This window comes from Shinella zoogloeoides (genome assembly GCF_022682305.1).
Lineage (GTDB): Bacteria > Pseudomonadota > Alphaproteobacteria > Rhizobiales > Rhizobiaceae > Shinella > Shinella zoogloeoides_B.
Window position 1 is genome coordinate 37,013 of the sequence record NZ_CP093530.1, and the last position, 26,021, is coordinate 63,033.

The 26,021-nt window shown below is 60.8% G+C and carries 22 protein-coding genes and 3 pseudogenes; 14 read left to right on the forward strand and 11 right to left on the reverse strand.

Annotated features, from left to right (window positions below):
- Nucleotides 1-6: 6 nt before the first annotated feature.
- Genes MOE34_RS23590 through traI form a run of 9 tightly spaced genes read right to left on the reverse strand, consistent with a single transcriptional unit; the run spans nt 7 to nt 7,573 of the window.
- The gene (locus MOE34_RS23590) at nt 7-669 is read right to left on the reverse strand and encodes a conjugal transfer protein TrbF (RefSeq protein WP_064334778.1); all 663 of its coding nucleotides are present in this window, start codon (nt 667-669) and stop codon (nt 7-9) included.
- A gap of 17 nt (nt 670-686) precedes the next feature.
- On the reverse strand, nt 687-1,868 hold the full coding sequence (gene trbL, locus MOE34_RS23595; protein WP_064334779.1) for a P-type conjugative transfer protein TrbL: 1,182 nt from the start codon (nt 1,866-1,868) through the stop codon (nt 687-689).
- Nucleotides 1,862-2,068 carry an entry exclusion protein TrbK gene (gene trbK / locus MOE34_RS23600; protein ID WP_064334780.1) on the reverse strand — a complete coding sequence of 69 codons (207 nt, stop codon included), beginning with the start codon at nt 2,066-2,068 and terminating at the stop codon, nt 1,862-1,864. Before trbK ends, trbL begins: the two co-directional genes overlap by 7 nt.
- Nucleotides 2,065-2,868, reverse strand: coding sequence for a P-type conjugative transfer protein TrbJ (trbJ, locus tag MOE34_RS23605; RefSeq protein WP_064334781.1), 804 nt, complete (start codon nt 2,866-2,868; stop codon nt 2,065-2,067). The genes trbK and trbJ overlap by 4 nt, the downstream gene beginning before the upstream one ends.
- Nucleotides 2,840-5,293 (reverse strand): conjugal transfer protein TrbE, encoded by a 2,454-nt coding sequence (locus MOE34_RS23610; RefSeq protein WP_064334782.1) that lies wholly within the window; start codon nt 5,291-5,293, stop codon nt 2,840-2,842. Before MOE34_RS23610 ends, trbJ begins: the two co-directional genes overlap by 29 nt.
- 10 nt (nt 5,294-5,303) lie before the next feature.
- On the reverse strand, nt 5,304-5,603 hold the full coding sequence (locus MOE34_RS23615; protein WP_064334783.1) for a conjugal transfer protein TrbD: 300 nt from the start codon (nt 5,601-5,603) through the stop codon (nt 5,304-5,306).
- Entirely contained in the window at nt 5,596-5,982 is a 387-nt protein-coding gene (locus MOE34_RS23620; protein WP_064334784.1) for a TrbC/VirB2 family protein, read from the reverse strand. Before MOE34_RS23620 ends, MOE34_RS23615 begins: the two co-directional genes overlap by 8 nt.
- The gene (gene trbB, locus MOE34_RS23625; RefSeq protein WP_064334785.1) at nt 5,972-6,943 is read right to left on the reverse strand and encodes a P-type conjugative transfer ATPase TrbB; all 972 of its coding nucleotides are present in this window, start codon (nt 6,941-6,943) and stop codon (nt 5,972-5,974) included. The genes MOE34_RS23620 and trbB overlap by 11 nt, the downstream gene beginning before the upstream one ends.
- Nucleotides 6,944-6,946: 3 nt before the next feature.
- The gene (gene traI / locus MOE34_RS23630) at nt 6,947-7,573 is read right to left on the reverse strand and encodes an acyl-homoserine-lactone synthase TraI (RefSeq protein WP_064334786.1); all 627 of its coding nucleotides are present in this window, start codon (nt 7,571-7,573) and stop codon (nt 6,947-6,949) included.
- A 457-nt stretch (nt 7,574-8,030) separates the two neighbouring features.
- Here traI and repA point away from each other — a divergent pair, with 457 nt between their 5' ends.
- From repA to serA, 4 genes are all read left to right on the forward strand, one after another.
- The gene (gene repA, locus MOE34_RS23635; protein WP_242225022.1) at nt 8,031-9,149 is read left to right on the forward strand and encodes a plasmid partitioning protein RepA; all 1,119 of its coding nucleotides are present in this window, start codon (nt 8,031-8,033) and stop codon (nt 9,147-9,149) included.
- 78 nt (nt 9,150-9,227) lie between these two features.
- Nucleotides 9,228-10,214, forward strand: coding sequence for a plasmid partitioning protein RepB (gene repB / locus MOE34_RS23640; RefSeq protein WP_064334788.1), 987 nt, complete (start codon nt 9,228-9,230; stop codon nt 10,212-10,214).
- A gap of 171 nt (nt 10,215-10,385) precedes the next feature.
- Nucleotides 10,386-11,603: a plasmid replication protein RepC gene (gene repC / locus MOE34_RS23645; protein WP_064334789.1), complete on the forward strand. Its 1,218-nt coding sequence runs from the start codon at nt 10,386-10,388 to the stop codon at nt 11,601-11,603.
- 647 nt (nt 11,604-12,250) lie between these two features.
- Nucleotides 12,251-13,489, forward strand: a complete 1,239-nt coding sequence (gene serA / locus MOE34_RS23650) for a phosphoglycerate dehydrogenase (protein WP_064334790.1) — start codon at nt 12,251-12,253, stop codon at nt 13,487-13,489.
- 109 nt (nt 13,490-13,598) lie between these two features.
- Here serA and MOE34_RS23655 read toward each other — a convergent pair whose 3' ends face one another.
- Nucleotides 13,599-14,645, reverse strand: coding sequence for a tyrosine-type recombinase/integrase (locus tag MOE34_RS23655; protein WP_242225024.1), 1,047 nt, complete (start codon nt 14,643-14,645; stop codon nt 13,599-13,601).
- A 202-nt stretch (nt 14,646-14,847) separates the two neighbouring features.
- Between MOE34_RS23655 and MOE34_RS23660 the strand changes: the two genes are divergently transcribed.
- The 3 genes from MOE34_RS23660 to MOE34_RS23670 are packed head-to-tail and all read left to right on the forward strand — an operon-like array spanning nt 14,848 to nt 18,335.
- The gene (locus MOE34_RS23660; RefSeq protein WP_242224993.1) at nt 14,848-16,446 is read left to right on the forward strand and encodes a Mu transposase C-terminal domain-containing protein; all 1,599 of its coding nucleotides are present in this window, start codon (nt 14,848-14,850) and stop codon (nt 16,444-16,446) included.
- Nucleotides 16,443-17,321, forward strand: a complete 879-nt coding sequence (locus MOE34_RS23665) for a TniB family NTP-binding protein (RefSeq protein ID WP_242224995.1) — start codon at nt 16,443-16,445, stop codon at nt 17,319-17,321. The genes MOE34_RS23660 and MOE34_RS23665 overlap by 4 nt, the downstream gene beginning before the upstream one ends.
- A gap of 6 nt (nt 17,322-17,327) precedes the next feature.
- Nucleotides 17,328-18,335, forward strand: coding sequence for a TniQ family protein (locus MOE34_RS23670; protein WP_242224997.1), 1,008 nt, complete (start codon nt 17,328-17,330; stop codon nt 18,333-18,335).
- On the opposite strand, the pseudogene MOE34_RS23675 reads toward MOE34_RS23670, so the two are convergent.
- Nucleotides 18,271-18,575: pseudogene (locus MOE34_RS23675) on the reverse strand (recombinase family protein); the annotation flags it as partial. The gene MOE34_RS23670 and the pseudogene MOE34_RS23675 overlap by 65 nt on opposite strands.
- 639 nt (nt 18,576-19,214) lie before the next feature.
- Here MOE34_RS23675 and MOE34_RS23680 point away from each other — a divergent pair.
- From MOE34_RS23680 to MOE34_RS23705, 7 genes and pseudogenes are all read left to right on the forward strand, one after another.
- Nucleotides 19,215-20,801 (forward strand): Mu transposase C-terminal domain-containing protein, encoded by a 1,587-nt coding sequence (locus MOE34_RS23680; protein WP_242224999.1) that lies wholly within the window; start codon nt 19,215-19,217, stop codon nt 20,799-20,801.
- Nucleotides 20,792-21,730, forward strand: coding sequence for a TniB family NTP-binding protein (locus MOE34_RS23685; protein WP_242225001.1), 939 nt, complete (start codon nt 20,792-20,794; stop codon nt 21,728-21,730). Before MOE34_RS23680 ends, MOE34_RS23685 begins: the two co-directional genes overlap by 10 nt.
- Nucleotides 21,727-22,110 (forward strand): annotated as a pseudogene (locus MOE34_RS25630) (TniQ family protein); the annotation flags it as partial. The gene MOE34_RS23685 and the pseudogene MOE34_RS25630, both read left to right, overlap by 4 nt.
- Nucleotides 22,111-22,305: 195 nt before the next feature.
- Nucleotides 22,306-22,851: a hypothetical protein gene (locus MOE34_RS23690; protein ID WP_242225003.1), complete on the forward strand. Its 546-nt coding sequence runs from the start codon at nt 22,306-22,308 to the stop codon at nt 22,849-22,851.
- A gap of 474 nt (nt 22,852-23,325) precedes the next feature.
- Nucleotides 23,326-24,287: pseudogene (locus tag MOE34_RS23695) on the forward strand (DUF1403 family protein).
- Nucleotides 24,288-24,677: 390 nt separating this feature from the next.
- Entirely contained in the window at nt 24,678-25,274 is a 597-nt protein-coding gene (locus tag MOE34_RS23700) for a transglutaminase-like cysteine peptidase (RefSeq protein ID WP_242225005.1), read from the forward strand.
- A gap of 267 nt (nt 25,275-25,541) precedes the next feature.
- On the forward strand, nt 25,542-25,865 hold the full coding sequence (locus tag MOE34_RS23705) for a hypothetical protein (protein ID WP_242225007.1): 324 nt from the start codon (nt 25,542-25,544) through the stop codon (nt 25,863-25,865).
- Nucleotides 25,866-26,021 lie beyond the last annotated feature (156 nt).

Sequence of the window (26,021 nt, forward strand, 5' to 3'; positions counted from 1 at the left end):
CTGCCCTTAAAGCTGTGCTGTCCAGTCGAAGTCTTGGACGTAGAGACCGATGGGGTTGAGCCGGATGGTCGACTCGTCCTGGGGCGCCGTTAGCGAGACCGTGGCAATGCCGCGGAAACGCCGTGTTCCGGTTTCCTTGCCCTTCCGGTCGCGCTCATATTCCGTCCAGTCGACCTGATAGGTCTGGTTGGAGAGCGCCACGATGTTGTTGACCTCGATCGCGACCGTCGAGGTCTTCGCTTTCTCGAACGGCGAGTTTCCCCGAAACCAGGAATTGATCTTCTGGGTCGAGGGGTCGGATGTCCGAAGCAGCGCATAGGTCCGGTCGATATATTGCTTCTGCACGACGGCATCCGGCGTGATGGATCGGAAGCTGGTCACGAAGTTGCCGAGCGTCGCGCGCACGACGCGGGCATCGGCGTATTCGATCTGCTCGGGAAAGCCGACCGTGACGGAGGTGCCGAGTTTGTCGACCTCGACGATATAGGGCACCAACTTGACCTGAGTGCTCAGATACATGGCATAGCTGAAGCCGATCACGGCCATGGTCAGGCCGAGAATGCCGACGATGCGCCAGGCCCGCGCCGACTGGACGTAGGAGCCGTATCGCTCGGACCATTCCTGACGCGCGGCGAGATAAGGGTTTTCAGGGGCGCGATCTGCTGCCATCGATCAATCTCTTCTTCTTATGGTTTGTCGTTGCGTTCGGGGAACGGTTTTGTGCCGCTGCTGCCGCCACGTTTCTCGTCGAGCTTGGCGTTCGCAAGGCCGAGGATCGAGCCGGCATAGGCGCCAGGCGAACCAATCGCCTTTTCCTTGGCGGCCGAGCCGGCAGCTTTCGCGCCCGAACCGATACCAGCGCCGACGCCACGAGCTGCTGCGCCGGCGATGGACGAGCCTGCGGCGCGGGCGGCCTGGGCCGCCGCAAAGCCTGCGCCAGCCGCACCGGCTGCGAGGAATCCTGCACCGGCGGCGAAGGACGCGGCCTGCCCTCCGTGGCGGATGGTTTCCATTCCTCCCGTCACCGAGGCGCCCTGCACGACGCCCTGCATGATGTTCGGCACGTACATTGCGATGATGAACACCACGACCGAAATGCCCGCGATCGCGAGCGTCGTGATGAACTGATCGCTCTCGGCGGTTGGCGCCTGCGCCAATCCGATGAGAACCTCCGAGCCGATCCGCGAGATCATCACGAGCGCCATCAGCTTCATCCCGACCCCGAAGGCGTAGACGAGATAGCGAATGGCGAAGTCCTTCGTGAACGATGACCCGCCAAGACCCAGCATGATCATGCCGGCGAGCAGGCCGACATACATTTCCACCATGACGCTGACGAAGATCGCCGCCACCAGCGAGAAGCAGATGACGACGATGCCCATGGCAAGCACAGCGGCGATCGCGAGCGCATTGTCTTCGAAGACACCGAATTGGGCCTGCTGCGACATCTGCGATGCAACCCGGATGCCGGCGTCGAACACTTCCGCCGGCGAGGCCGAGCCACCGCCGGAGCCAATCTGGAAAAGGCTGTCCACAACAGCGCGCGCGAACGTCGGTCCCTGATCGAGAACGAACGCGAAGAAGCCAATGAACATGATGCGGCGGACCAGTTCGGCAAACCAGCTGTCGAGCGACGCCGCCTGGATCGCGAGCCACACCGCGGCGATGCCAATCTCGATTCCGGCCAAGATCCAGAACAGGGATCGCGCCGCATCCATGATCGTGGTCTCCCACCCCTTTGCAGCCGATGAGACCTGGTTTTCCAGCTCGGTCAGCACCTGGCCCTGTTGTGCAAAGGCCGGCGCGGCAAGCGCGAAGCACAACAGGGCCGTGATGACGGCGGTGCGCTCAAGATCGGCTTTCACCATCGCGGACGCATCTCCTGCCCTTTTTCGATCGGCGGCAATTCCTTGCCGGAACCGAAGAATTTTTCGCGTGCGGCCCGCTGCTCCTCCGACATCGCTGGCTTGCTCGTGTCGCCGGTCTTGAGGATGAGAACCGTAGCTGCGACCGATAGAGCTGCGGCCGCCGCCACAGAGCCGATGAATATGACGAGGGACCGGTTCACCAGCGCGGCTCCATCTTCTGACCTTCTGGAATGGACTTGACCTCGGCGTTGAAGAACCGGTCACGTCGTACCTGCGCGAGATCCTTGTCGGACTGCTCGGTCTGAAGCCAGGTGCCCATCATCGTCATCTGCTGGGAAACGAGGCCACGCAGCTTCTGCATCTGATCGACCTGCTGCGCCGCGATCTGATGGCCGACCTGCAGGGCCTTCATCTGGCCGTCGGCGCTCTCGGACATGCCGCGCAGCTCCTTCATCGTGCTTTCCTCGCTGTCGAACTGGTCGGCGGTCAGGCTGGCAGCACTGAGCGTGCCGGCGATGGTGCCGCGGTTCGTGTCGGACCAGTTCTGGTAGGCCGTGGCGAAGCTTTCCTTGTTCGGGAGATTGTCCTTCAGGTCGGCATAGCTCTTGAAACGCTGCTGGAGGACGTCGTCGGCATTGCCCATCGAGAAGGCGATGCCCTCCCCCTGCCTGACGACATCGCGGAGCTGTCCTAGATCCTGCTCCACCTGTCCCCAGATGTGGTCCGGAAGCTGCGCGGTGTTCTGCAGCATGTTGTCGTACATCTTCAACTGGTTCTGGATCTGCTCGGCGAGCTGGCTGATCTGCGTCAGCTGGTTCTCGACCTGCACGCCCGAGCTTTCCAGCAGCTTGATCAGTTCCGCGTTGTTGGCGAGCTGGGTCAACTCCGTCGCCTCGCCGGTGGCCGCGCCGGAAAGCGCCGGTGTGGCTGTGCCGAAGGTGATTGCGGCGGCGACGAGCGCGCGGGCGAGCTTACGTTTTGCTGGGGACGTCGATGGCATCGGAAACTCCTCTCGATTGAAGCCAATGGGCCGGCCATTCCTGGCCATGCTCGGATTTCAGGGCGCGGATACGCTTCAGGTCATCCTTGCCGGAGGCGCCGACGAAACTCAGCGCGACAGGTCCGAGCGACATATCGAACAGCCTGCGGCCGTCCGGGGTGGCGACGTAGTATTCGCGCTTCGGGATGGCGGTGGAGACGATTTCGATCTGCCGCTCGTTGAAGCCGATCCGCTCGTAGAATTCCCGCGTGCCCGGCTCGCGCGCCGCGCCGTTCGGCAAGCAGATCTTGGTTGGGCAGGATTCCTTCAGCACATCGATGATGCCGGAACGCTCCGCGTCCGAGATCGACTGCGTGGCCAGGACCACGGCGCAGTTGGCCTTGCGCAGCACCTTGAGCCATTCGCGGATCTTTGACCGGAAGACCGGATGGCCGAGCATCAGCCATGCTTCGTCCAGAACAATAAGGCTCGGCGCACCATCGAGACGCTTCTCGATGCGGCGGAAGAGATAAGTCAGCACCGGGACCAGGCTGCGTTCGCCCATATTCATGAGCTGCTCGATCTCGAAGCACTGGAACCCACCGAGCGTAAGCCCGTCCCGCTCGGCATCGAGGAGTTGCCCCATCGGTCCGTCCACCGTGTAGTGGTGCAGAGCATCCTTGATCTCCCGCATCTGAACGCCCGACACGAAGTCGGAGAGTGAGCGGCCGGGAGCATTGGCCATCAGCCCGATCTGTCGCGAAATCGCATTGCGGTGGTCCGGTGTGATCGTCACGCCTTGCAGGGCGACGAGCGTTTCGATCCACTCGCTTGCCCAGGCCCGGTCTCCGTCCGTCGCGAGGTCCGAGAGCGGGCAGAACGCGAGCGCCCTCCCCTCCTCAGCGTCGCCCCCGATCTCGTAATGATCGCCCCCGGCGGCAAGCGTCAGCGGATAGAGTGAATTGCCCTTGTCGAACGCGAAGATTTGCGCGCGCTCGTAGCGGCGGAACTGCGCCGCGATCAGCGCGAGCAAGGTTGACTTGCCGGAGCCGGTCGGGCCGAAGATCAGCGTGTGCCCGACGTCGTCGACATGGAGATTGAGGCGGAACGGTGTGGAACCGCTGGCAACCTGCATCAACGGCGGCGAGCCTTCCTGATAGAACGGGCAAGGCGCCACCGGGCTTCCGGACCAGACCGAGTTGAGCGGGACGAGGTCCGCGAGATTGCTGGTATTGATCAGCGGCTCGCGGACATTGCAGAACCAGTTGCCCGGCAGGCTGCCGAGATAGGCGTCGGTGGCGTTAAGGCCCTCGATGCGGGCGCCGAAGCCCTCGGCCTGCACGAGACGGCGGATCGCTTCGGCCTTCTCCTGAAGCGCTTCGCGGTCATGATCGAAGAGGATCACGACCGGCGTATAGTAGCCATAGGCGACCAGCTGGGACGATGCCTGTGCGATCGCGTCCTCGGTCTCGGCCACCATGGTCAGCGCATCCTGGTCGACTGACCGGCTTTGCGTCTGAAATAGCTGGTCGAAGAACGGACGGACCTTCTGCTGCCACTTCTTCCTGGTCCGCTCGAGCTTTTGGCGCGCCTCCTCTGCATCGAGGAAAATGAAACGCGACGACCAGCGATAGGTCAGCGGCATCAGGTCAAGGCTGTTGAGGATGCCCGGCCAGCTCTCGGCCGGCAGGCCGTCGATCGCGACGACGCCGAGGAATGTGTTTTCGACTTTCGGGGTCAGGCCGTGTTGAAGTTCGGCCGTTGCGATCCAGTCGAGATACATCGGCACATCCGGTAGACGGATCGGATGGTTCTCGCCGGTGATGCAGAAGCGCACGAACTGGAGCAACTCGTCATATCGCGCGACGCGCTCCCCTCCCCGCTCGACGGTCTCGCGCGTCTCCATGCGCCGGATCGAAAGAGTGTTGCCGAGATATTGCTCGATCTCCCGAATCGCGTTCTTGAAGATGAAGAGGACCGTGTCCGCATAGGATTTCTTGCGGCTCTCTTCATCCGAATAGACGTATTTGCTAAGCGCGCTCTTCTTCGATTCGAGCGGACGATAAGTCAGCACGAGTGCATGGCGGCTCTCGAAATGCCCTTGCTCCCGCTCGAAATGCGCGCGGCGTTCTGCATCGATGGCGCGGGTGACTGGGTCCGGGAAGAAGCAGCGGGTCTGTGACGGGTAGTCGACGGTCGGGATGCGAACGGCCTCGACCTGGATCATCCAACCCGTGCCGAGCCGCGACAGGATGGCGTTGATCTGGCGCGACAGCTCGTTGCGTTCGAGATCCGTCGCGCTTTCGGCGTCCGGACCTGCAAAGTACCAGCCGGCCATGAGGCTGCCATCCTTCAGGAGGAGCACCCCATTGTCGACTAGGCCGGCGTAGGGAACGAGATCCGCGAAGGATGGGCCGGTGGCGCGGAAGCGGCGGAGAGCAACCATCATCTCCTCCCTAGTACCGGCGCCAGGGCGAGGTCGTCGCCTTGTAGGTGTGCCTGTAGGAGACATGGCGGATATAGACCTTCCGCATCATCGGGTCAGCCTTGGCCATCATGCGCAGGATTCCGACGATGACGACCCAGACGGCGATGCCGAACAGCGCCGAATAGACCGTCAGGACGACGAAAATCAGGATGACGGCCGCGAGCCCGGTGATCAGCACCAGCTCCCGGTCCGCACCCATCAGAAGGTTCGGCCGGGACAGGGCGCGATGAATGCGATTGCGCTGCAGGCCGGAAAAGGACTCAGCCATGAGCCCCCTCCCCTCCTCCGGAAACCGGGCTCACGTCCAAACAAGCCTCGATTGGTCCGATCGAGGCGCCGGTCGCTCCGAACAGGCCGACGATCTGTGTCGCCCCGAGAAGAAGGCCGGCAACGAGGACGACGTACACCAGCCGCCGCGCGAAATCGTTCAACTCGCCGCCGAAGATCAGCATACCTCCGGCGATGGCGACCGCGGCGAGAGCGATATAGCCGGCGACAGGTCCAGTGATCGATTCCTGAATCTGTTCGAGCGGTCCCTCCCAGGGCAGGCCACCGCCGCCGGAGCCGGCAAGTGCCGGCGTAGCGAGCACCATCGCGCCGATTGCGATGAAGCAGCCAAGGGTAAAGGGGTTCCGGTTACGCTGCATCGCGCTCTTCCTCTGCATATGGTTCGGTGTGGTATTGGCCGCCGGCGAAGCGGCTGACATGAAGGATTTCCGTCACGCGCCTGCCTTTCGGGACGCGCTCGATGAAGATGATGAGGTCGACCGCATCGCCGATGACGGCTTGCATCGGCTGCTGGCTGGCTTCGGCCGTGAGCTGCTCCAGGCGTTGCAGCGCCGAACGCGCCGAATTAGCGTGTATCGTGGCGATGCCGCCCGGATGTCCGGTGTTCCACGCCTTCAGCAATGTCAGCGCCGCGCCGTCACGCACCTCGCCGACGATGATGCGATCCGGTCGGAGGCGCATTGTGCTCTTCAGCAAACGCGACATATCGACGGTATCGCTGGTGTGCAGGCACACGGCGTTCACCGCCGCGCATTGAATCTCGGCCGTGTCTTCGAGAATGACGAGCCGATCTTCGGGCGCATGCTCGACGATCTCCGCAAGGATCGCGTTCGTCAGCGTCGTCTTGCCCGAGCCGGTTCCGCCCGCCACCACGATGTTGAGCTTCGACTCGACGGCATTCCGGATCACCGACGCCTGCATCGGCGTCATGGTCTTCGACCGGATGTAGTCATCCAGTGGGATGAGCTGCGATGCGCGCCGGCGGATGGTGAAGGATGGTCCCACCACCACCGGCGGCAATAGCCCCTCGAAACGGTGCCCACCGATGGGAAGCTCGCCCGAGACAATAGGGTTGTCCTCGTCCACTTCCGATTTCAGGACATGCGCAACACTCCCGATGACCGTCTCGGCGGCAGCGCGCGTCATCTCGCCGGCGGCGGCGATGCCGTGGCCGAGGCGCTCGATGAAGAGCTTTCCATCCGGGTTGAGCATGATTTCGACGACACTCGGATCATCGAGAGCGATGCAGAGATGGTCGCCGAGCGCGTTTTCCAGCTTGGAGATCAGGCGGGGAAGCGAGTGGTGGTGATGGGACGTCATCGCTCAAGCCGCCTTCTTACCGAGGGTGGGGATCGCCGAGTGATAACCGGCAGGGCGCAAACGCTTGAAGCTCGCGGCATCGGCGGGGAGGATCCCGGCGACGCTGCGCGTCTCGTTGATCATGCTCGGATCGCCGAGACGCTGCATCGGCCAGCCAGCACGTTTCAGGATGCGCTCGAAGCGCACGTCCGTCGCGGTCGCGATCTCGTTGTAGCCATTCGTCAGGCACCACTCGACGATGCCGGCGAACATGGTGAGCGTCGCGCCATGCAGAGAACCGTCGGCCCTCCCCTCCTCGCATGCGGTGTCGACGCAGAACCGGGAACTTTCGATCATCCGGGGATGAGCGGGGAGCTGGCCGCGCCTGAGAAGCTGCGGAAAGACGGCACCAAGCATCGTCGTTCCGACCGCGGGCAGGAGACGCGCGCAGCCTATGACCGCATCGCGGTTGGAGAGCGCGATGATGTAGGTCGGCGCCAGATCATCGAACTCGTCATACTCGCGGCCGTCGGTGCAGCGGACATTCCAGGACAGGCGACCCTGGAAAATGCGCGCCCTGAGACGGTGCATGTCGTCGAGGATCTTCATTTCTGAGGCGGTTCGGGCCTTCGCAATAGCAGTGACTCGCATCGAACAAATCTCCCTGGCGTTTGAGACGCAGGGTGGTTTGCTGCCAATCGGCGCGGAGATCTACTCGCAGAAGTGTTAGTGGTGATTCTGGTGCCGAGATGGGCATCGGCAGGTGCTGGGTCACCTTTTTCAGCTATTTTTACTAACAAAAGTGTTAGTAGCGCGTCGGCGTGCCGTCGCGTGGTTGTCCCTTAAGTGACTATATTCGCTTGTGAAATTTATTTAGCCGACAATTTCTGGCATTTGGCGTTAACCTTTCGTTAACCAAAAACGCCTTGCGGCCACTGGAGAATCGCCCATACTAATCACGCTTTCTCGGCATTCGTGGTGAGAAAAGCGTTATTCTCAAAAAGTGGTGGCACGAGTGGAAACTGAGCGTACCTTGGCAGCGGACTTGGACTTGGATTTTGATGAGGAGATTCTCGAACAAGGGGAACTCATCTCAGACAAGCTCAACATGCTGCGCCTCGAACAGTATCCACCGAATGCCGAGAAGGGGCTCCGCCTTTTCTCTTTGTCCGAGGTCGCCGAGTTCCTTGGTGTGACCCAGAACCATATCAAGAAGTTGCACCTTGACGGAAAGGGGCCGCAGCCTCAAGTCTCTTCATCGGGCCGGCGTTCATACACAGCTGAGCAGATGCTCGAGCTTCGGCAGTTTCTGGATAAGTATGGTCGCAGCGACTTCAAGAAGTACGTTCCCCATCGACGCAAGGGTGAGGGTCTCCAGGTCATCTCTGTTGTGAATTTCAAGGGGGGTAGTGGGAAGACAACGACGACTGCCCATCTGGCCCAATACCTTGCTTTGACGGGGCATCGTGTCCTTGCAATTGATCTCGACCCCCAGGCTTCCCTCACGGCTCTGCATGGTATTCAGCCCGAGTTGGACAAGAACCCGTCCTTGTTCGAGGCGCTCCGCTACGACAAGCAGCGCCGCTCGATCACAGAGATTATCCAAAGCACGAATTTTCCGGGTCTGGACATTGTCCCGGCCAATCTTGAGCTGCAGGAATACGAGTACGAAACACCGTTAGCCGCATCGAACAAGAATTCTCCTGAAGGCAGGATGTTCTTCACGCGCATTAGTCAGGCGCTGAAAGAAGTAGACGACAAGTACGACGTCGTGGTGATCGATTGCCCTCCGCAACTCGGCTATCTCACGCTGACGGCGCTTACTGCGTCGACGTCGGTTCTGATCACAGTGCATCCGCAGATGTTGGACATCATGTCGATGAGCCAGTTCTTGCTGATGCTTGGGGGGATACTCCAGTCCATCAAGAGCGCTGGGGCAAAGGTGCGCCTTAAATGGTTCAGATATCTCGTCACACGGTATGAGCCGACTGATGGGCCTCAAGCCCAGATGGTTGGCTTCATGCAAGCGATGTTCAATCGACGAATGCTCAGCAATCAAATGCTCAAGTCTACGGCGGTTTCCGATGCCGGGATCACGAAACAGACGCTCTACGAGGTGGACCGGAACCAGTTCATTCGTTCGACCTATGACCGCGCCATAGAGTCGTTGAACGCGGTGAATAGCGAGATCACTTCTTTGGTACATCAGGCGTGGGGGCGGAAGTAGGCTTGGATTTGACAGCCGTGCAGAATGCAAAAAAAGACATAAAAAACAGCAAGATGATGAGAGATTTGAGGAAAAGCGATGGCTAGAAAGCATCTCCTCTCCAATATTGGCGGCATGCGCCCTGAAGAGGCATCGGTCGCTGCACCATCTGAAGCGCGAGCAGAATATGCGCGGCGCGGTGCATCGCGGTCTATGATGCAGTCACTCGACGAGATGGCTGAGAACTCGATCCGCTTCCTCGAGGGAGAATCCATCGTCCAGCTCGATCCGGACTCGCTTGATCCGTCACCGTTTCGCGATCGTATTGGCGAAGATGATGAGCAGTATCAGGCGCTCCGGAACGCGATCAAAAGGGCTGGCCAGTCGTCCCCAATTCTCGTTAGGCCAAACCCCGAAGTCGAAGGTCGACACATCATCGTCTTTGGACACCGTCGAACGAAGGTTGCGAAGGAACTTGGGACGACCGTAAGGGCGATAATTAAGCCGTTGGAGGAGATCAACTACGTTATCTCCCAAGGGCAAGAGAACACGGCACGCGCCGGGCTGACGTTCATCGAGAAGTCTCTTTTCGCGAAGACGCTTCAGACCGCAGGCATTTCAAAAGAAGACATCAAAACAGCCCTGACGGTCGACGACACCCTTCTGTCGCGCATGCTCGCTGTAGCAGAACAAATTCCTGGGGAAGTTCTTGAGGCAATCGGCGCCGCACGAGGTATTGGCCGAGATCGCTGGGAACACCTCAAGAAGATCGTTCTTCATCCTACCAAGGCGGCCGAAGCTGTTTCCTTGATTGGAGAAGGGCTGCTCGACGATGTGCCGATCGAAGAGCGATTCTCCGCAGTCGTGGACGCACTGTCGAAAAAAAAGCAGAAGAAGCCGGCATCCAGCCGGCCGACAGAGCGGACCTGGGCATTGGCGGAAAACGCGGTGAAGGTCGCTACGAAAGATGCTGGTCGGTCGTTTACGATCGCCGTGAAATCAAAGGATGCTTCCGGATTTGGAGCATACCTTTCGGACAATCTGGAGCGTCTTTACAGGGAGTTCCAGGAGCGTAGCGAAACGTAGGAGAGATTCGAAACCGCAAAAGAAAAAGGCCCCCGAAACATTCCGGAAGCCCTTCTCGAGTTAGCACCCAGAGAATCGCATTTCCGAGAATCCCCGTCAAGAGTCTGGTGAGGACATTTTGGCACCGTTTTGGTGAGCGGACGTCTTTTGCCTTTTGAAAGGTGAAGGAAAATGCAAGTCGGAAATGTAACCGCGCCCTTTGGGCCGCGGCGGATGTCGATTGCGCTCGTGAATCGGCAGGTTCAAGCGGCTGATATCAAGGCAGGCAAGTCCATCGACAAGTGGAAGGTGTTCCGCGACGTGAGCGAGGCACGCGGACTACTCGGCCTTCAGGATCGCGCGATCACCGTTCTGGACGCGCTTTTGAGCTTCTACCCCAAAAGCGACCTTTCGGAGGAGCACGGCCTGGTGGTCTTCCCCTCTAACGAGCAGCTCTCCCATCGAGCCCACGGCATTGCCGGCACCACGTTGCGCCGTCATCTGGCAGTTCTTGTCGACGCAGGGATCATCTTCCGGCGCGATAGTCCGAACGGTAAGCGGTACGCTCACCGCGCGAAGGGCGGAGAGATCGAGCAAGCGTATGGCTTCAGCCTCGCGCCACTCCTGGCTCGTGTCGAGGAATTCGCGATTCTTGCCCAGCAGGTCGTAGAGGAACGCCGGTTGCTCAAGCGGGCGAAGGAAGCCCTTACGATTTGCCGCAGGGATGTTCGCAAGCTGATTACGGCCGCGGTCGAGGAGGGCGCGGATGGGGATTGGGAAACGATTGAGGCTATGTTTGTCGCACTTGTCGGACGGATTCCGCGCTCTCCAAGCCGTACTGAAGTCGATGCGATCCTCGTAGAAATGGGCCTTCTGCGCGATGAAGTGCTCAACATCCTGAATATGCAACAAAAAGCAGAAAAAATGGATAGCAATGCTGTCCAAATCGGATGCCACATACAGAATTCAAATCCCGAATCCCTTAGTGAACTTGAACCTCGCTCTCGAAAAGAGCAGGGGGCGCCGTTGGAGAAAGAACCGAAACGGATTGTCAAGCCGATGGGATCGCTCCCGTTGACTATGATCCTGCGTGCTTGCCCGGAAATCACCGCCTATGTGCCGCAAGGAGGAGCGATTTCCGGCTGGCGGGATCTAATGAGCGCCGCCGTTGTCGTGAGAACGATGCTCGGCATCAGCCCATCGGCCTATCAGGATGCGTGCGACACGATGGGGGCGGAAAACGCCGCGACAGCGGTTGCCTGCATCCTTGAAAGGGAAGGACACATCAATTCACCCGGTGGCTATCTACGGGATCTCACCAGACGAGCCGAACGGGGCGAATTCTCGCTCGGGCCGATGATCATGGCCCTAATGCGAAGCGGCGCCGGCGACGAGCGACGGTCTGCATAGCGGGTGGGAAGGTACGGTCTGTGGCCCAGTGTATCCCGGCCTTTCTCTTCTGAGGAATGTGCGATCGAAGAGAGCGATGGACGCATTCAAGCGACTATGTTCCGGCCGACAGTGGGGCACTTCGATTGACGTACGCGGCCTGCAACGCTGTCATGCAGCCATCCGGGCTTCTCGGCGAAGCCGGACGGGACCATATTGTCTGCATGACGTTCGTACCTCCTCCCACGAACTTCATATAGCGAGTGATCTTCTCCTCCCTTGATCGCTCGCACCGGATCGGCGGCGCTCCTCCTCCCAGTTGCCGATCACAGTTTGGAAAGCCTGCCGCACCTCCTCCCGCGGCAGGCTTTTCTGTTCTCAGCATACTGGCTGGTGTGCGTTTCACCCTGCGGTCACGGCCCTGTAGCGTTTCGAACAGACCATTTTTCCGCGCTACCGAGCAGGTTCCTGACGGAGGAGAGCGACTATTTTGTCTCGCCGAGCGGCGTCCGCTGCGGAGGCGCTCTGCCGTTCAATCGCTTTCAGTATGTGGGCGATGACGGAGATCTGTTCGCGGTATCCAAGTGTTGATATTAGGCTGCCAGGGCGCTTAAACAATTCATAAGCGTCGATGCCACATCGGTCTTTCGGAAATCGGAGCAACATTTATGACCCGCGAACTTTCACTTCCACGCGACCGAATTTCCGTGCTTCTGCTGGAAGGCATTAGCCAGACCGCCGTGGACTACTTTTCTTCCTCCGGCTACACCAATCTCATTCACTTGCCGAAGGCGCTCGACGACAAGGATCTTAAGAGCCACATCGCCGACGCCCACATCATCGGCATTCGCTCCCGCACTCAGCTGACGGACGAGATCCTCGAATCCGCGAAGAAGTTGATCGCGATTGGCTGTTTTTCCGTCGGTACGAACCAGGTCGATCTGGATGCAGCGCGGCGGCGCGGCATCCCGGTGTTCAATGCACCGTATTCGAACACGCGATCGGTGGCCGAGCTTGTGATCGGCGAGATTATTATGCTGACCCGGCAGATTTTTCCGCGCTCGGCTTCCGCGCATCAAGGAGGGTGGGAGAAGTCCGCTGTCGGCAGCCGGGAGGTCCGCGGCAAAACGCTCGGCATTGTCGGTTACGGCAATATCGGATCGCAGCTCAGCGCGCTTGCCGAAAGCATGGGCATGGTCGTGCGCTACTTCGATCTATCCGATCGGCTTCGTCGCGGCAACTCGGAGTCGATGGCTTCGCTGGGCGACCTTCTCGAAATCTCTGACTATGTGACGATGCACGTTCCCGAAACGCCCTCGACGCATAATATGATCACTGAAACGGAACTGCGCCGTATGAAGAAGGGCGCCATCTTCATCAACAATTCTCGCGGCACGGTGGTTGACCTCGATGCGCTTACGAAAGTCCTGAAAGACGGCCATCTCGCGGGTGCCGCCGTGGACGTGTTCCCTAAGGAGCCGGCATCGAACAACGAGCGTTTCGAGACGCCGTTGCAAGGCTTGAGCAATGTCATTCTGACGCCGCATATCGGCGGCTCCACTGAGGAAGCCCAAGAGCGTATTGGCGGGGAGGTTTCGAGGAAGCTGGTCGAATACTCCGACATCGGCTCAACGATGGGCGCCGTCAACTTTCCGCAGGTACAACTGCCCGAGCGCCCGAACGGCACGCGTTTCATTCACGTGCATGAAAACCGCCCCGGCATGCTCATCCAGCTCAACGAAATCTTCTCGTCACGGGGGCTGAACATCGTCGCTGAGTTCCTTCAGACCCATGGCGACACGGGCTACGTGGTGATCGAGGCGGAAGGAATTTGTGCAAAGGCCGACGACATCCTACAGGCCTTACGCGAAATTCCCGGAACGATACGAGCGCGATTGGTCTACTGACAGCTGACCGATTGTGGTTTTTGCGTCCCGATTTCAATTGAGCCGCTAAGTGAAAAAACGACGACAAAACTTGACCTAACAGTTTCACGCCGAGGAGGGAAAGGGCTTGTCAGAGCCCCGCGGCCTTGGTGAGGTTGACGCGGAACCGGTCGCGCCGGCGCTGGTAGCGGCGGGTCATTTCTGCCGAGGCATGGCCGAGCTGTTTTTGCACGTGGCGCTCGTCGACCTCCGCCGAGGAGGCGAGGCCGGCGCGCAGCGAATGGCCGGCAAACATCTGGCCGCGCTCAGCCTCGGAGAGATCGCCGCGCACGCCAGCAGCCAGCGCGGTTTTCTTGACGAGGCGTGCCACCTCCTGGTCGTTCAGACGGTCCGGCCCGACATCCTTGCCTTTCCCGGTTACGCGGCGGAAGAGGGGGCCTTTCGCGAGCCTCGCGAATTTTACCCAGGCCTCTAAAGCGGCGACGGGGCAGGTCGCGTCGGAAGAGCCGCGGCCGATCTCGACTTCGCGCCAGCCTGTCTTGCCACGCAACGTCAGCAGCGCGCCTTTGTCGAAGATTTCGACCCAACCGCGCCCGTCGTCCGTCTGGTCGCGCCCAAGGTCGAGTCCGGTGATTTCCGAACGGCGCAGGCCGCCGGCAAAGCCGAGGAGCAGCATCGCCCGATCGCGCATGCCACGCAGGGTTCTCCTCTCGAGTGTCTCGAGCATGGCGATCAGGTCTTCCGGCAGGATCGCTTCTTTCTGGCGCGGCGGGGTGGCGTGTTTGTTGCGAATGCCGGCCATGACGGTGGCGATAGCGCGATCCTTGCGATCGAGTTTTTGCGCGCCGCGCTGGGCATAGTTCCAGCCGATGGCGGCAAGGCGCCGCTCAATAGTCGAGACTGTGTTCGCTTTCATCCCACGCTCAGCCGTCCCGGAAGCACAGGCCGTGATGTAGAGCCCGACGACCTGCGATTCCGGGGGGAGAGGCGACAGGCTCTGCCGCCGGCACCAGGCGGTAAAATGCTTCCAGTCGGACGCATAGGCTTTGCGCGTGTTGGCGGAGCTGGCGGCCTCGACGTAGCCGCGGGCGCGGTCGGTGAGATCCTGCAGCTGGGCCGGCAGGCCGGCGCTCGCCGGAAGAGGGGAGGTGGGTGTTGCGGCGACGGCGGTGGAAATGCCGTCGGCCGCCGGCGTGCTGTGCGGCGGAGCAGAGCTTTCCGGATGTCAGTTGACCGGTTTTGATGGAACAGCACATTCAATGTTTTCAATAGCATAAACGATTCAGTTTTGCGAGACGGATTCACTTTTCGTGGGACTACGTTACAATCCTGATTCGGAAATAGTGGGACTACGTTCGCAACCTTCTCGTAGTATAGCTATGGATCGCAACGAGGCCAATGAGCGGGAATGGCAGACGGCGCTTGCACGAGCCGCTGTGCTACGCCGCTTGCCGCAACGACCGAGCCGAGACGAAATCGCCGACGCGATGGCTGAGTTGGGAGTCGGCCGGACGACGCTATTTCGCTGGTTGAAGAGTTTCCGGGAAGACGAGCGGATCGCGGTCCTGATCGAACGCAAGCCGGGTCGGCGACCGGGGATCGATGCTTTCGAACCGGAACTGAAGGTGCTGGTCGATGAAGCCATCCGGACGTTCTATGCCACGCCGGAACGGCCGAGCCTGACGCGGCTGTGGAAGCGCATCGTCGCCGAGTGTCGGCATAGCGGTTTGACGCCGCCAGCGATCAGACGGTTGAAGGCCTATCTTAAGACCTACGATGCGGAAGCGCTGATGCGTCGGCGTGAAGGAAAGGCGCGGACAGAGGCGCAATTCCTGGCCCTGCCTGGCGAGTTTTCCGCGCAGCATCCACTGCAGATCGTCCAGATCGACCATACCAAGGTCGATGTGACGGTGGTCGATCCGATTGAACGACAGCCGATCGGCCGACCTATTCTGACGATTGCCATCGATGTCTGCACGCGCATGGTGCTGGGGTTCTACCTCTCCCTGGAGGCACCTTCGGTGACCTCGGTGGCGCTATGCCTGACGCATGCGATCATTGATAAGACACGCTGGCTTCAGGATCGTGGAATTCCGCTCAAATGGCCAGCGAGCGGCTTGCCCGAGTGTATCCATGTCGACAACGGCGCCGAATTCCACGCCCGTGCGTTCAAGCGGGGCTGCGACGACCACAACATCGTCGTCTCTTATCGGCCGCCAGGAACGCCCCGATTTGGCGGCCATGTCGAACGCCTGATTGGCACGATGATGGGGGCGGTGCATCTGCTGCCCGGCACGCACTTCTCCAACGTGCTGGAGCGGGGCGACTACGATCCCGAGGTGCGGGCCGTGATGACGATGCGTGAGCTCGAGGCCTGGCTGGCGCTGGAGATCATCGCCTACCATACCGACCTGCATCGCGGCATCGGCCGCCCGCCGGTGGCGGCCTGGAACGAAGCCGTATCGGCGCGGCCTGTGCGGCAGGTGCGTGATCCGCTTGCCTTTCTGATCGATTTTCTGCCGTTCGAGCCGCGAGTGCTGCGGCGGACCGGCATCCACATCCACAACATCTGCTATTGGTCGGATGGTTTCGCGCCCTGGATCGGCCGGTGCGACGACAAGGTTCTGGTCAAATATGACCCGAGGGATCTGCACCAGGTGTTCGTCAAGTTGGATGGAAACTATCTGATGGCGCCGACGCGCAATCCCGGACGTCCCGCCATCACGCTGTGGGAACAGAAGGCGGCGTTGCGCGTGCAGCGAGCCCGCGGCCGCAGCGAAATCGACGAGGAGACGATCTTCCAGACGATCGCCGCGCAACGTGCCTTGGTCGACCATGCGACGCGGGAGACTTTGCAAACGCGCCGACTGCGCGCGCGGCGGGCGCATCTGTTGGCAAAGCCGGCGCTGCCGGCCAGCGCGCCGGCGGACGAACCGGTGATCGCCTTGCCACATTTTCCAGTGGAGGTATGGGAATGACGGCCTATGCGCACCTCGATCCCGCCGTTCGGGCCCATGTCGACCTGCCCGAGCGCGAGCGTATCGAGCATATCCGGGTGGATCGGTGGGTTAATTATCCGCGTGCCCGACAGGCGCTCGACAAGCTCGAGGAACTGCTCTTGTTTCCCAAACGCGCGCGCATGCCCAATCTGCTGATCTTCGGCGCGTCGGGCATGGGCAAGACAATGATCATCGAGAAGTTCGTACGGGCTCATCCGCCGCGCTTCGACGAGACCATCGGCATCCATCACCGGCCTGTCATCGCCGTGCAGATGGTCGCCTCACCGGACGAGGGACGTTTTTATCACCGCCTGCTTTCGGTAATCGGCGCGCCGCCGCCGACGCGCGCTACGCTTGGGCAGCTCGAAACGCAGGCACTGCGACTGCTGCAGGAAATCGCGCCGCGCATGCTGGTTATCGACGAGGTCCAGAATCTGATCGCCGGCACCTACCGCGAGCAGCGCCGGATGCTCAATCTGCTGCGCTTCCTCGGCAACGAGTTGCGGATCCCACTGATCTGCCTCGGCTCGCACGAGGCGCGCGATGCGATCCGGGGCGACGCCCACCTCAACAGCCGCTTCGAGCCCTACGGTCTGCCACCGTGGCGGCACGACGACGACTTTCACGGGCTGATTGGCGGGCTGCTATGCTCGTTGCCGCTGCGTTTCCCGTCCGAGCTGACGGATAGCGCACTCAAACGGCTCGTGGAGATCAATGGCGGCATCACGGCCTCGATCTTCCGGATGGTGATTGATCTCGCCACGGACGCCATTCTCACCGGAACCGAACGGATCACGCCGACCGCGATCCTCGATCACCGCGTTGCCGCGCCGACGACCTTCGCTGCGGCCTGAGCCGTGATGGGGGAGGGGAGGGCGCCGCTGCCGATCGTGCCGCCGCCCTTTCCGGACGAACGGCTGAGTTCCTGGCTCGAGCGGATCGCCGATGTCTATCTGGTTTCCCGGGAAGGGCTGCAAAGGCATGTCGGCTGGGTTCGGCCCGCGCTGCAGCTCGAGAGGGAACCCGTGCAGAACGACCTCAAGCGCATCGCCGCCGCAACGAGCAGTTCGGTCCAACGCCTGCTCGCCATGACCTTCCATGACGCGCCGGCGCGCTATCGCGACCTCCTTCTCTTGGATTCCCAGGCATTTTGCCCGGGCTGCTCGCGCGGCATGCAACGACCGCAACGTCTCAGATCCTGGGCGTTCGCTTTTTCCTTCTGGTGCGAGCGACATCGTCAACCGCTTGTCAGCTGCAACACACGCGGCGCCAGTGCTCTGGGCGACTATTGGATCGCCCGTCAGGGTGCGCAAATCCTCCATCGCTGGGCAATGGGAGGGGATTCCGACACACTGTCCGTCAGCGCGATTTTATCGTTGCTGCTGTCGCCGGTGCGCGAAGCGTCGCCTGCGGCGCCGTGGGAACTGGCCGGCTTGCCATTCTCGTGTCAGCACGAGCCATCCATCCGATCGCAGCGCTTCCGACGCCCTGCCTTGACGGTCGTGGTGCCGGAATTCCGGGTCGCTGTGCCGATCTATGAGCAGCAACTGCCTTCAGCCATCAGCGATTTGCCGGACACGTCAGGGGCGGAGCGGTACGGGCTTGCGATCGGCGTTGCCCGCGTCCTGCAGGATCCGGCCGACGCCATCGTTCGCATCTTGGAAGCTTCCGACGAGTTCGGCCGAAAGAAAGTCACGGCGCTGATCGACCGGTGGCCGACTGCAATCCGCAGCGCTGTCGATCGCCGCGCGCCTTGCACCCGCAGGCGAGGGGAGGGCGCAAGAGCAGCGACCAGTCCCCGCGTCAACCGTTCGCGGGTTCGTGCACCTTCAGCCCGAGATCCCGGGCGCGATCAAGCAGATGCTTGACCGACGAAGCCGCCCATTTCCAGCCGCCACGCGGGGCCCGTTCGCGCATCGCCTCGAGTTGCGCCGCGATCGCCCGCAGGCTGAGATGCGGGTCGGCGGTCGCAATACCGGCAACGAGCCTCACCAATCGATCTCGGGCGGCCGCCGCGGGGCGCGCTGAACAAGCTCGGGCTCGGCGAGGCCCTCGTGCACCAGGCGGCGCACCGATCGGCGCAGGCGCTCGACGGTCCATTTCTGGCCGCGGCTGTGAGTTTTATCGACCTTCACAGAAGGCCGTGGAGTGGATTTCCGGGGCTGCGATGATCCAGCGGTCGGAAAACGCGGGAAAACGCGTCCTTGGCCTTCTGTGGCCGAAACACTGCAAAACAGGCTGTTTTGGTCCGGAGAGCACGATGGACAGCGCCAAGCGTGGTGAATGCTGGATTTAATCGCCTTCCGACCACCGGTTGGAGCGGAAATCATGAGACTACGTGAATTCGGACCGGAAATCGTGGGACTACGTGACAAACCAACGTTACATCCGGTCGACGTAACGGCCACAATAAATACAATAGCTTAGTGGAAACAGGCCCAGGAACTCTGCGCGTAGTCCCGTGAAAACCGACTCGAAAAGGCGGCGAATCCCACGATTTCCGGTCTGCTGACAACCGGCGATAAAACACGAGCGACATGCCGTGTCCTCCGCATTTAATCAACGGACAGTAACTGACTGATATGTCCGAATCAGGCCCGAGGTTTATGGACGGATTCTAGCCGAATCAGCGGAATTTTCGTAGTATTCAGCCGGACGAACTTTGCAGCGAGGTAGCTGTGGTTCATGTGCCTGACAGGAATATTGTCGATGACGCTGTCTGGAGCGAGGCAGTTGCAAGAGAGACTGTGATCCGAAGGCTGGTGTCTCTCGCGCACCCCAGCCGTTCTGATTTCCTCCGCGCATGCCGTGAGCTCGGACTTCGGCGCACCCGGCTGTATGAACTGCTCAGGGCGTATCGCGAGGATCCGGTTACGAGTTCACTGCTGCCGCAGCCGGCAGGAACGCGACGCGGCAGTCGGCGGCTTCCGGACGAGACCGAAGCCGTGATTGCCGAGGCGGTACGGGATTTCTACGAGACGCGTCAGAAGCCGAGCATCAACCAGTTGCTCAAGGAGATTCGCAGGCTTTGCCGCGTGCGTGGCGTGCGGGCGCCGTCCTGGCACGCCGTGAAGGCGCGCGTTGCTGCCCTGGAGCCAGCCGAACTTACCGGGGCGAGGCATGGCCCGAAAGCAGCCCGTGACCGCTTCCGGCCTGTTCCCGGGCAATACGAGGCCGAGTGCGTTTTCGGCGTTGTCCAGATCGACCATACGCTGGCTGATATCATCGTCGTCGATCGTCAATATAGAAAGCCGCTCCAGAGGCCGTGGCTGACGCTCGCCATCGACGTCGCAAGCCGCATGATCGCGGGTTTCTACCTGACGCTCGAGGCACCGTCGACGATTTCCGTCGCGCTCGCGATCCAGCATTGCGTGCAGCCAAAAGAGGCATGGCTTGCCGGGCTGGGCATCAGCGCCGAGTGGCCGGTCTCCGGGTTTCCCGATGCGATCCATCTCGACAACGCCAAGGAATTCCGTTCCCGCACGCTGAAGCGCGGCGCCCAAGAGTATGGCATAGAGCTCATCCACCGCCCGGCCGCCACACCGCACTATGGCGGCCATATCGAACGGCTGATCGGCACCATGATGGGCGCCATTCATCTTCTGCCGGGCACGACCTTCAGCGACATCGACGAGCGGGGCGACTACGATTCAGCCGCGAGGGCGGCGATGACGCTGGATGAACTGGAGCGCTGGTTAGCACTCGAGATTACCCGTTATCACGCCGATCGGCATGGGGCCTTGGGGATTCCGCCGCTTTCGGCGTGGTGTGAAGCTGTGGCGAGGCGTGTCCGGCCTGTCCGGCAGCCCCAGGATCTTGCTGGCTTCATGATCGATTTCCTGCCGAGCGTCGACCGGCTGGTGCGACGAGACGGCATTCACCTGTTCGGTTTCCGTTATTGGGATGACGTGCTGAGCATCTGGGCTGGCCGGCTTGATCGGTCGCTGCGTGTTTCCTACGATCCGCGAGACCTCTCGACGATTTTCGTGCGGGGTCCCAACGGTGCGCAATGGCCGATCCGCTTTGCCGATTTGCGGCGCCCGCCGATCACGCTCGGCGAGCACCGGCGTGCCCGGGCAGCTTTGCGTGAGCGCGGCCTGGCGCTTGTCGACGAGCAACTGATCTTCGAGACGATCGAGGCGCAGCGCGCGTTGGTTGATGACGCGGTCCGGCGCACTAAAGCAGCGCGTCAGCTGGCGGAGAAACGCAGCCGCGCGCTTGATGCTGCCACGCCAAACAGATCGCCTGCTGCCGCCGAGCCGCTGCAAGCTGATGACGACCGGCCGATCGATTGGAGTAAGGTGCCGATCTTTCCCGTCGAGGAGTGGTCGTGAGAGAGGAGGGGACCTACGAACATCTTGACGACCGCTACCGCCGCTACGCCGCGCTGTCCGACGATGAGCGCATTGCCTGGATCAAGGCAGACCGCTGGATCGGCTTCGATCAGGCTGAAGCCGCAATTGCCCGTCTGAACGCGTTGCTCGCCTATCCGCCGCGGGACCGCATGCCTTGCCTTCTGGTCTATGGCGACACTGGCATGGGCAAGACCAAGATCATTCGCAAATTCCAGCGTTCGCATCCGGCCACGTTCTGCCAGGCAACCGGCGTAACCAAGAGGCCTGTCGTCGTAGCGCAGGTGCCCTCGGAGCCGGTCGAGCGGGATCTTTATCGGGAATTACTGGCAAGCCTTGAGGCTCCCGCGCTCATTGGCGGCACCCTTGCGCGCGAGAAAGATATCTGCCGCTCGTTGCTGCGCACCGTCGGCGCCAGGATGATTGTGCTCGATGAGGTCAACGGCATGCTGGCTGGCACCTATCGGCAGCAGCGGATTTTTCTGAACGCACTGCGGTTTCTCGCCAACGACCTAAAGGTGCCGCTTGTCTGCGCCGGGACCGATCTGGCGCGGCAGGCATTGCTGACCGACGCACAGCTTGCCGAGCGCTTCGAAGCGTTTCATCTCAAGCCATGGAAGAACGATCACGTCTTTGCGGCTCTGTTGAAGAGCCTGACTCGCATCCTGCCATTGCGCGCTTCCTCCGATCTCGAAAGCGACGCGGTACGCGAGCGAATCCATGTGCTTACCAGTGGTGTCACCGCGCGGATTCTCCGGCTGATCGAAACGGCAGCCGAGGAAGCTATCCGTTCGGGGAAGGAGCGGCTCGACCTGACGAGCTTCGGCGACAATCTGGTTCTGCCCCTCGTTTCGATGACGCAGTCCGTCGAACGACGCGCGTCTCGCAGGCCGCAACAGGTGGGTGCATGACGGCCCGCCGTCTACCCGTGGCACCGCGACCCTATCGTGGCGAACTGCTATCGTCGTGGCTTGCACGAGTAGCCTGTCGCTACGGTCTTACGCATCAAGCACTCGCCGGCTGGATGACCGATGGTGGGGAGAGTCTTTCGCCAATTCAGTCCGTCGATGATCGGCTGCCGGCCTCCGAACAAGTTCGACAATGGGCCCGGAGCTGCGGTGTCGACCCAGGGCGGCTGCTCCGATTATCCTTGAGCCGGCGGCATCCGCAACGCCCAAATTCCTGGTACGTGAGCAGAGGGCCGGAATGGGCGCCTTCAGCAACGATCGGGTCCCCAGCCGTCTGCCTTGCCTGTTTAGCGGCCGATTACACAGCCGATCGCGATTCGTGGCTACGGGCTGACTGGGTGCTCGCCGAGCACTGCATCTGCCCCAAGCATGGCCATCTTCTTCGCGATCGCTGCCTCGGATGTGGTCACCGTCTCTCCGTTGCGTTCCGCCTGCGAGAAGGGCATGCACGCGCGGTCTGCAGCCGGTGCGAAGCGCTTCTTATCGATAGGGGAGGGGAGGGTGGCCCGCCGCGGGATGTGGCTCTGATCGAAACGGCGCTATCGATCCAGCAGCTGGTTGCACAAAGCGTGGACGGCGACAGTCGCGGGCGTGAACGGCTCGGGCAGGCGCTGGCGACGCTCTGGGCACCACTCGATCAGCCGGCGGCGGCGCGGCCGGCTTTGGCGCTCTGGTTAAACGAAGCAGGCTGGCGATGCCCCTACGAGGTTCGCCATGCCGTCGGCGCGGCGGCGCCGCTCGGCCAGTTGCCGGTAGGCTGGCGCTTCGTTACTCTGCTTGCTCTGAATGATGTATTCGGTGCCAACCCGGATGGGGTCGCTACAAACTCGCAAGTCGCCATTCGTCTGACGCGTCGCGCAGCATCGCGGCGGATGCGCGCCACGCCACCGCCGCCCCATGGAATGGCCACCGGTCCATTGCCGCGCAGTTCGGCTGAATATGAGCGTTTAGCCAATCAGATCCTGGCGGACCCAAGGTGGACCGCCGCACAACGCCTACCGCAGCGCAAACGCGACGGGACTCGTGCAAGGCTAATCGATGCAGCGCTTTCCAGGAAGGGGTGACCTGCGGTCGCCGCCAGAGACGGACAGAAAGCACGAAAAATTCAGGTCACACAGAGGGCCATGGAGCGCGTTTCGATGACCAGTATGAGTTGTTGATCGTCCGACGCAAAAAGCCGCTGCACGGGCTTCTCTGGCCGAAATCGGCGATTTTTCGGAAGAGGGCGCCTGCGAGCGCCCGGTCAGTTGCGGCGACCGCCGTCGATGCCGGTCGGGATAGCGTGCGAGGTACCGGATCGCTGCTGTCCACTGATCAAGCGCACAACCAATCCGCCCAATGAACGCGAATTTCGACGCCGAGGGACGCCAAAAACGGGCCGTCCGGCGGTCAAATGCGAGCGACATGCCGCCTTTCCCTATAAATGAGAAAAACAAACGATAAGGCAACGTTATCCATCATTTTGTGCGCAAGACAAGCCGTGCGGTTAATGCGCAAAAGTCTGGTATAATCCGCACAATTGGCCTAGGATGCCGGTCATGGATTCGCCCGTTTCCGCCCCGACGTTCACGGCTGCCTTGCCTAGCTGGACCCTGCCGCGCGGCCGCGAGCCGGACGAACTTGCCGCCGCTTTCTCCGCCGGCATCGCCTTGAAATCGCTGGATGATCTCATTCGCTCCGAACCCGTCTGGGCCGGCTGCTGGCGCGCGCGCCAGGCCCTCAAATGTGCTGCCGTCGCGGTCCGGCTGATGGGGCGCAGCGAGGACGAGTCCGCCTTGCGCGACGCCGTTTGTTGACGACCGCCGGCGACGATCCCGGCCCGGCCGGAAAGGTGTTTTTGGCCACCAAAAGGCTTTCCACCCGAAAACCCGCCTTTTCCTCGAAAGCGGTGGCCGAGCTTGCCGATCTATTGGGGCTTGCCTGGGACGATCGGCTCACCGCGGTGGTCGACCATGCCGACGATGCGCTGCAATCGGGCCGCCCGGCGCCTCTTGCCGCGGCGGACTCGGTCACGGCCCTACATGCCGTGCGGCCGGATGCCGAACCGCTCGGCTGGATGCTGGCCGATCTGCTGATCGCGGCGCAGCTGAAATGGGATTGTGCCATGCCGCTGCTGATGGCCGAGCGCTATGGGCCGGCCTTCAAGACGCTTGGGGGCAGGGGGCGTGTCCGTCCGGGGGAAGCTGCCTTTGCCCGGGCCGTCTGCCTTGCCCTCGTTGAAGGGATAGGATCGGCCCTGCGCACCGCCGGCGAGATTGCTCGGCGGGCCGGGACGCTGCGCACCGCGGCGTCAAAGGTTCGCACGAGGGGCGCCGGCGCCGTCATCCAAGCGCTTCTCGATCAGGACGCCGTCGCCGCCTCGGCGCCTGGCAGCAATCTCTCGCGCTGGGCGGCGACCCCGGCTGTTCGACCGGCTGGGCCGCGGACCACGTCCTGGCGCAAACTAGGCGACCACCTTGCGACGGACGTATCGCGTTTCAATGTGGCACATGGCCGATGAGGTATTGAAAATTCGGGGTCCATCGTTGGCTGTGGAGCCTCACGTTCACAGCGACCATCAAATCTGCCGAGCGTGAGGTATCCACCTATGCGCTGACGGGTTGCCTTCCTTTGGAGCAAGGGCTCTGTCTTCTGGGAAATAGCGATGTTGTCCGATTTGGAAAAAGCTTTTTAAATTCAGTTATATAAATGTCAGCTGGCTTCGTCTAGCACATCGAGAATTTTCCTAAAATTTGAATCAAAAGTAATTCAAATACTGATTAAATTTGATTGATGTTTTATTTTCATTTAGTGCATGTTCTACCTTGATTTAAACTAAATTATTCTTCTAATTTTTGCGCAAGATCAAAGTATCAATGTCATTGTCCCATTATTGAACGAGGACAGAACAATGACAAAAACAATCAAGGTCAGTGCACTCGCATTTCTTTTCTCCATGGTCGCCGCACAGGCCATGGCCCTTCCCGCGGCGATGGAACTCGCTGGCAAGACTAGCCAGCCGATCGGCCACTATACATTCTGCAAGAAATATACCGAAGAATGCCAGCCCAACGGCGAGGACAAGGGCCCGATGGCTCTAACACAGGAAAACTGGAAGACTATCGTCAACGTGAACTATAACGCGAACGTGGATTATCTGCCACTGACGGACATGGAAATCTACGGCGTTGAAGAACTCTGGACCTACCCGCAAAGTGCCGCCGACTGCGAGGATTACGTTCTGATTAAGCGTAAGAAGCTTATCGAGGCCGGGATCTCGCCTTCCAACTTGCTGATCACCGTCGTTGTTCAGCCGAGCGGACAGGGCCACGCGGTGCTGACCCTTCGTACCGATCGCGGCGATTTCGTGCTCGACAATATGCGCAACAAGATCCTGCTCTGGTCGGACACCGAGTACCGATATCTGAAGCGTCAGTCCTCAGCCGATGCCGGCAAGTGGATCAAACTGCAGGACGGTCGTGCCGACGCCGTCGGTAGCGTCAAGTAGCGCCGCCGACTTCCCGAACTCACCGCTTTGAGGACGTGTCCGGACCCACTGTTACGATTGTCTATGGCGCTGACAACACCCGCTCTCGATCGTGTTCATGCCGCGTGAGAATCGAACGGTCAATCGCGATCCAAGGTAGAGCAATGGTTTCCGGATCCCGGCAACATGTTTCGGACAAATTGGCGCACGCGAGATATCCTGCTTTTTTTGAGTTGGCTTCTTTGATAAATCCTCGCCTTGTTTTATCACTATGAGCAGACATGCAACATGATGTCGGTCGGCCGGAAGATCGTGATTTTTCTGTTGATGATCTCTTTCCAGGTCGTCTCAGGCAATGCTTTTGCGAAGCCGCATATCGATGGTTCCTCTCTTCAGATCGTGGTTGCGCTGAACGCCAACGAAACCAGGCTCTTTCCCGAGAGTAAGGTTTTGGCCGTTTCCGATGCCGACCAACATGTTCGGAACTGGCAGCCGTCTGCTTATGTCGACTTGAACGAGCATAAGGCATGCGAGAAGCTTGCCTTCATCCTCCCCGCGCAACCGCGGTTCGAGAACCAGTACTATCTGATCCCACACCCTCCAAAGTCGTAAAAAAAGCGAATAACCCGGCAGCCCGTCAAGCCTTGCGCTTGTAGCCGGCTTCGCCGCATTGCGCCCATTGTTCCGGAATCTGTCATCCGGCAGCTCCGTGCCTCGGGTGTACCATTGCGGACAGACGCCACCGGGGCAACCGGGAACCTCTTTCAT

Excerpts from the sequence above, each read along its gene's own strand:
- MOE34_RS23590 (WP_064334778.1), bottom strand. The coding sequence starts at position 669 with ATGGCAGCAGATCGCGCCCCTGAAAACCCTTATCTCGCCGCGCGTCAG.
- trbL (WP_064334779.1), bottom strand. The coding sequence starts at position 1,868 with ATGGTGAAAGCCGATCTTGAGCGCACCGCCGTCATCACGGCCCTGTTG.
- trbJ (WP_064334781.1), bottom strand. The coding sequence starts at position 2,868 with ATGCCATCGACGTCCCCAGCAAAACGTAAGCTCGCCCGCGCGCTCGTC.
- MOE34_RS23610 (WP_064334782.1), bottom strand. The coding sequence starts at position 5,293 with ATGGTTGCTCTCCGCCGCTTCCGCGCCACCGGCCCATCCTTCGCGGAT.
- MOE34_RS23615 (WP_064334783.1), bottom strand. The coding sequence starts at position 5,603 with ATGGCTGAGTCCTTTTCCGGCCTGCAGCGCAATCGCATTCATCGCGCC.
- MOE34_RS23620 (WP_064334784.1), bottom strand. The coding sequence starts at position 5,982 with ATGCAGCGTAACCGGAACCCCTTTACCCTTGGCTGCTTCATCGCAATC.
- trbB (WP_064334785.1), bottom strand. The coding sequence starts at position 6,943 with ATGACGTCCCATCACCACCACTCGCTTCCCCGCCTGATCTCCAAGCTG.
- traI (WP_064334786.1), bottom strand. The coding sequence starts at position 7,573 with ATGCGAGTCACTGCTATTGCGAAGGCCCGAACCGCCTCAGAAATGAAG.
- repA (WP_242225022.1), top strand. The coding sequence starts at position 8,031 with ATGCTGCGCCTCGAACAGTATCCACCGAATGCCGAGAAGGGGCTCCGC.
- repB (WP_064334788.1), top strand. The coding sequence starts at position 9,228 with ATGGCTAGAAAGCATCTCCTCTCCAATATTGGCGGCATGCGCCCTGAA.
- repC (WP_064334789.1), top strand. The coding sequence starts at position 10,386 with ATGCAAGTCGGAAATGTAACCGCGCCCTTTGGGCCGCGGCGGATGTCG.
- serA (WP_064334790.1), top strand. The coding sequence starts at position 12,251 with ATGACCCGCGAACTTTCACTTCCACGCGACCGAATTTCCGTGCTTCTG.
- MOE34_RS23660 (WP_242224993.1), top strand. The coding sequence starts at position 14,848 with ATGGATCGCAACGAGGCCAATGAGCGGGAATGGCAGACGGCGCTTGCA.
- MOE34_RS23665 (WP_242224995.1), top strand. The coding sequence starts at position 16,443 with ATGACGGCCTATGCGCACCTCGATCCCGCCGTTCGGGCCCATGTCGAC.
- MOE34_RS23670 (WP_242224997.1), top strand. The coding sequence starts at position 17,328 with ATGGGGGAGGGGAGGGCGCCGCTGCCGATCGTGCCGCCGCCCTTTCCG.
- MOE34_RS23700 (WP_242225005.1), top strand. The coding sequence starts at position 24,678 with ATGACAAAAACAATCAAGGTCAGTGCACTCGCATTTCTTTTCTCCATG.
- MOE34_RS23705 (WP_242225007.1), top strand. The coding sequence starts at position 25,542 with ATGATGTCGGTCGGCCGGAAGATCGTGATTTTTCTGTTGATGATCTCT.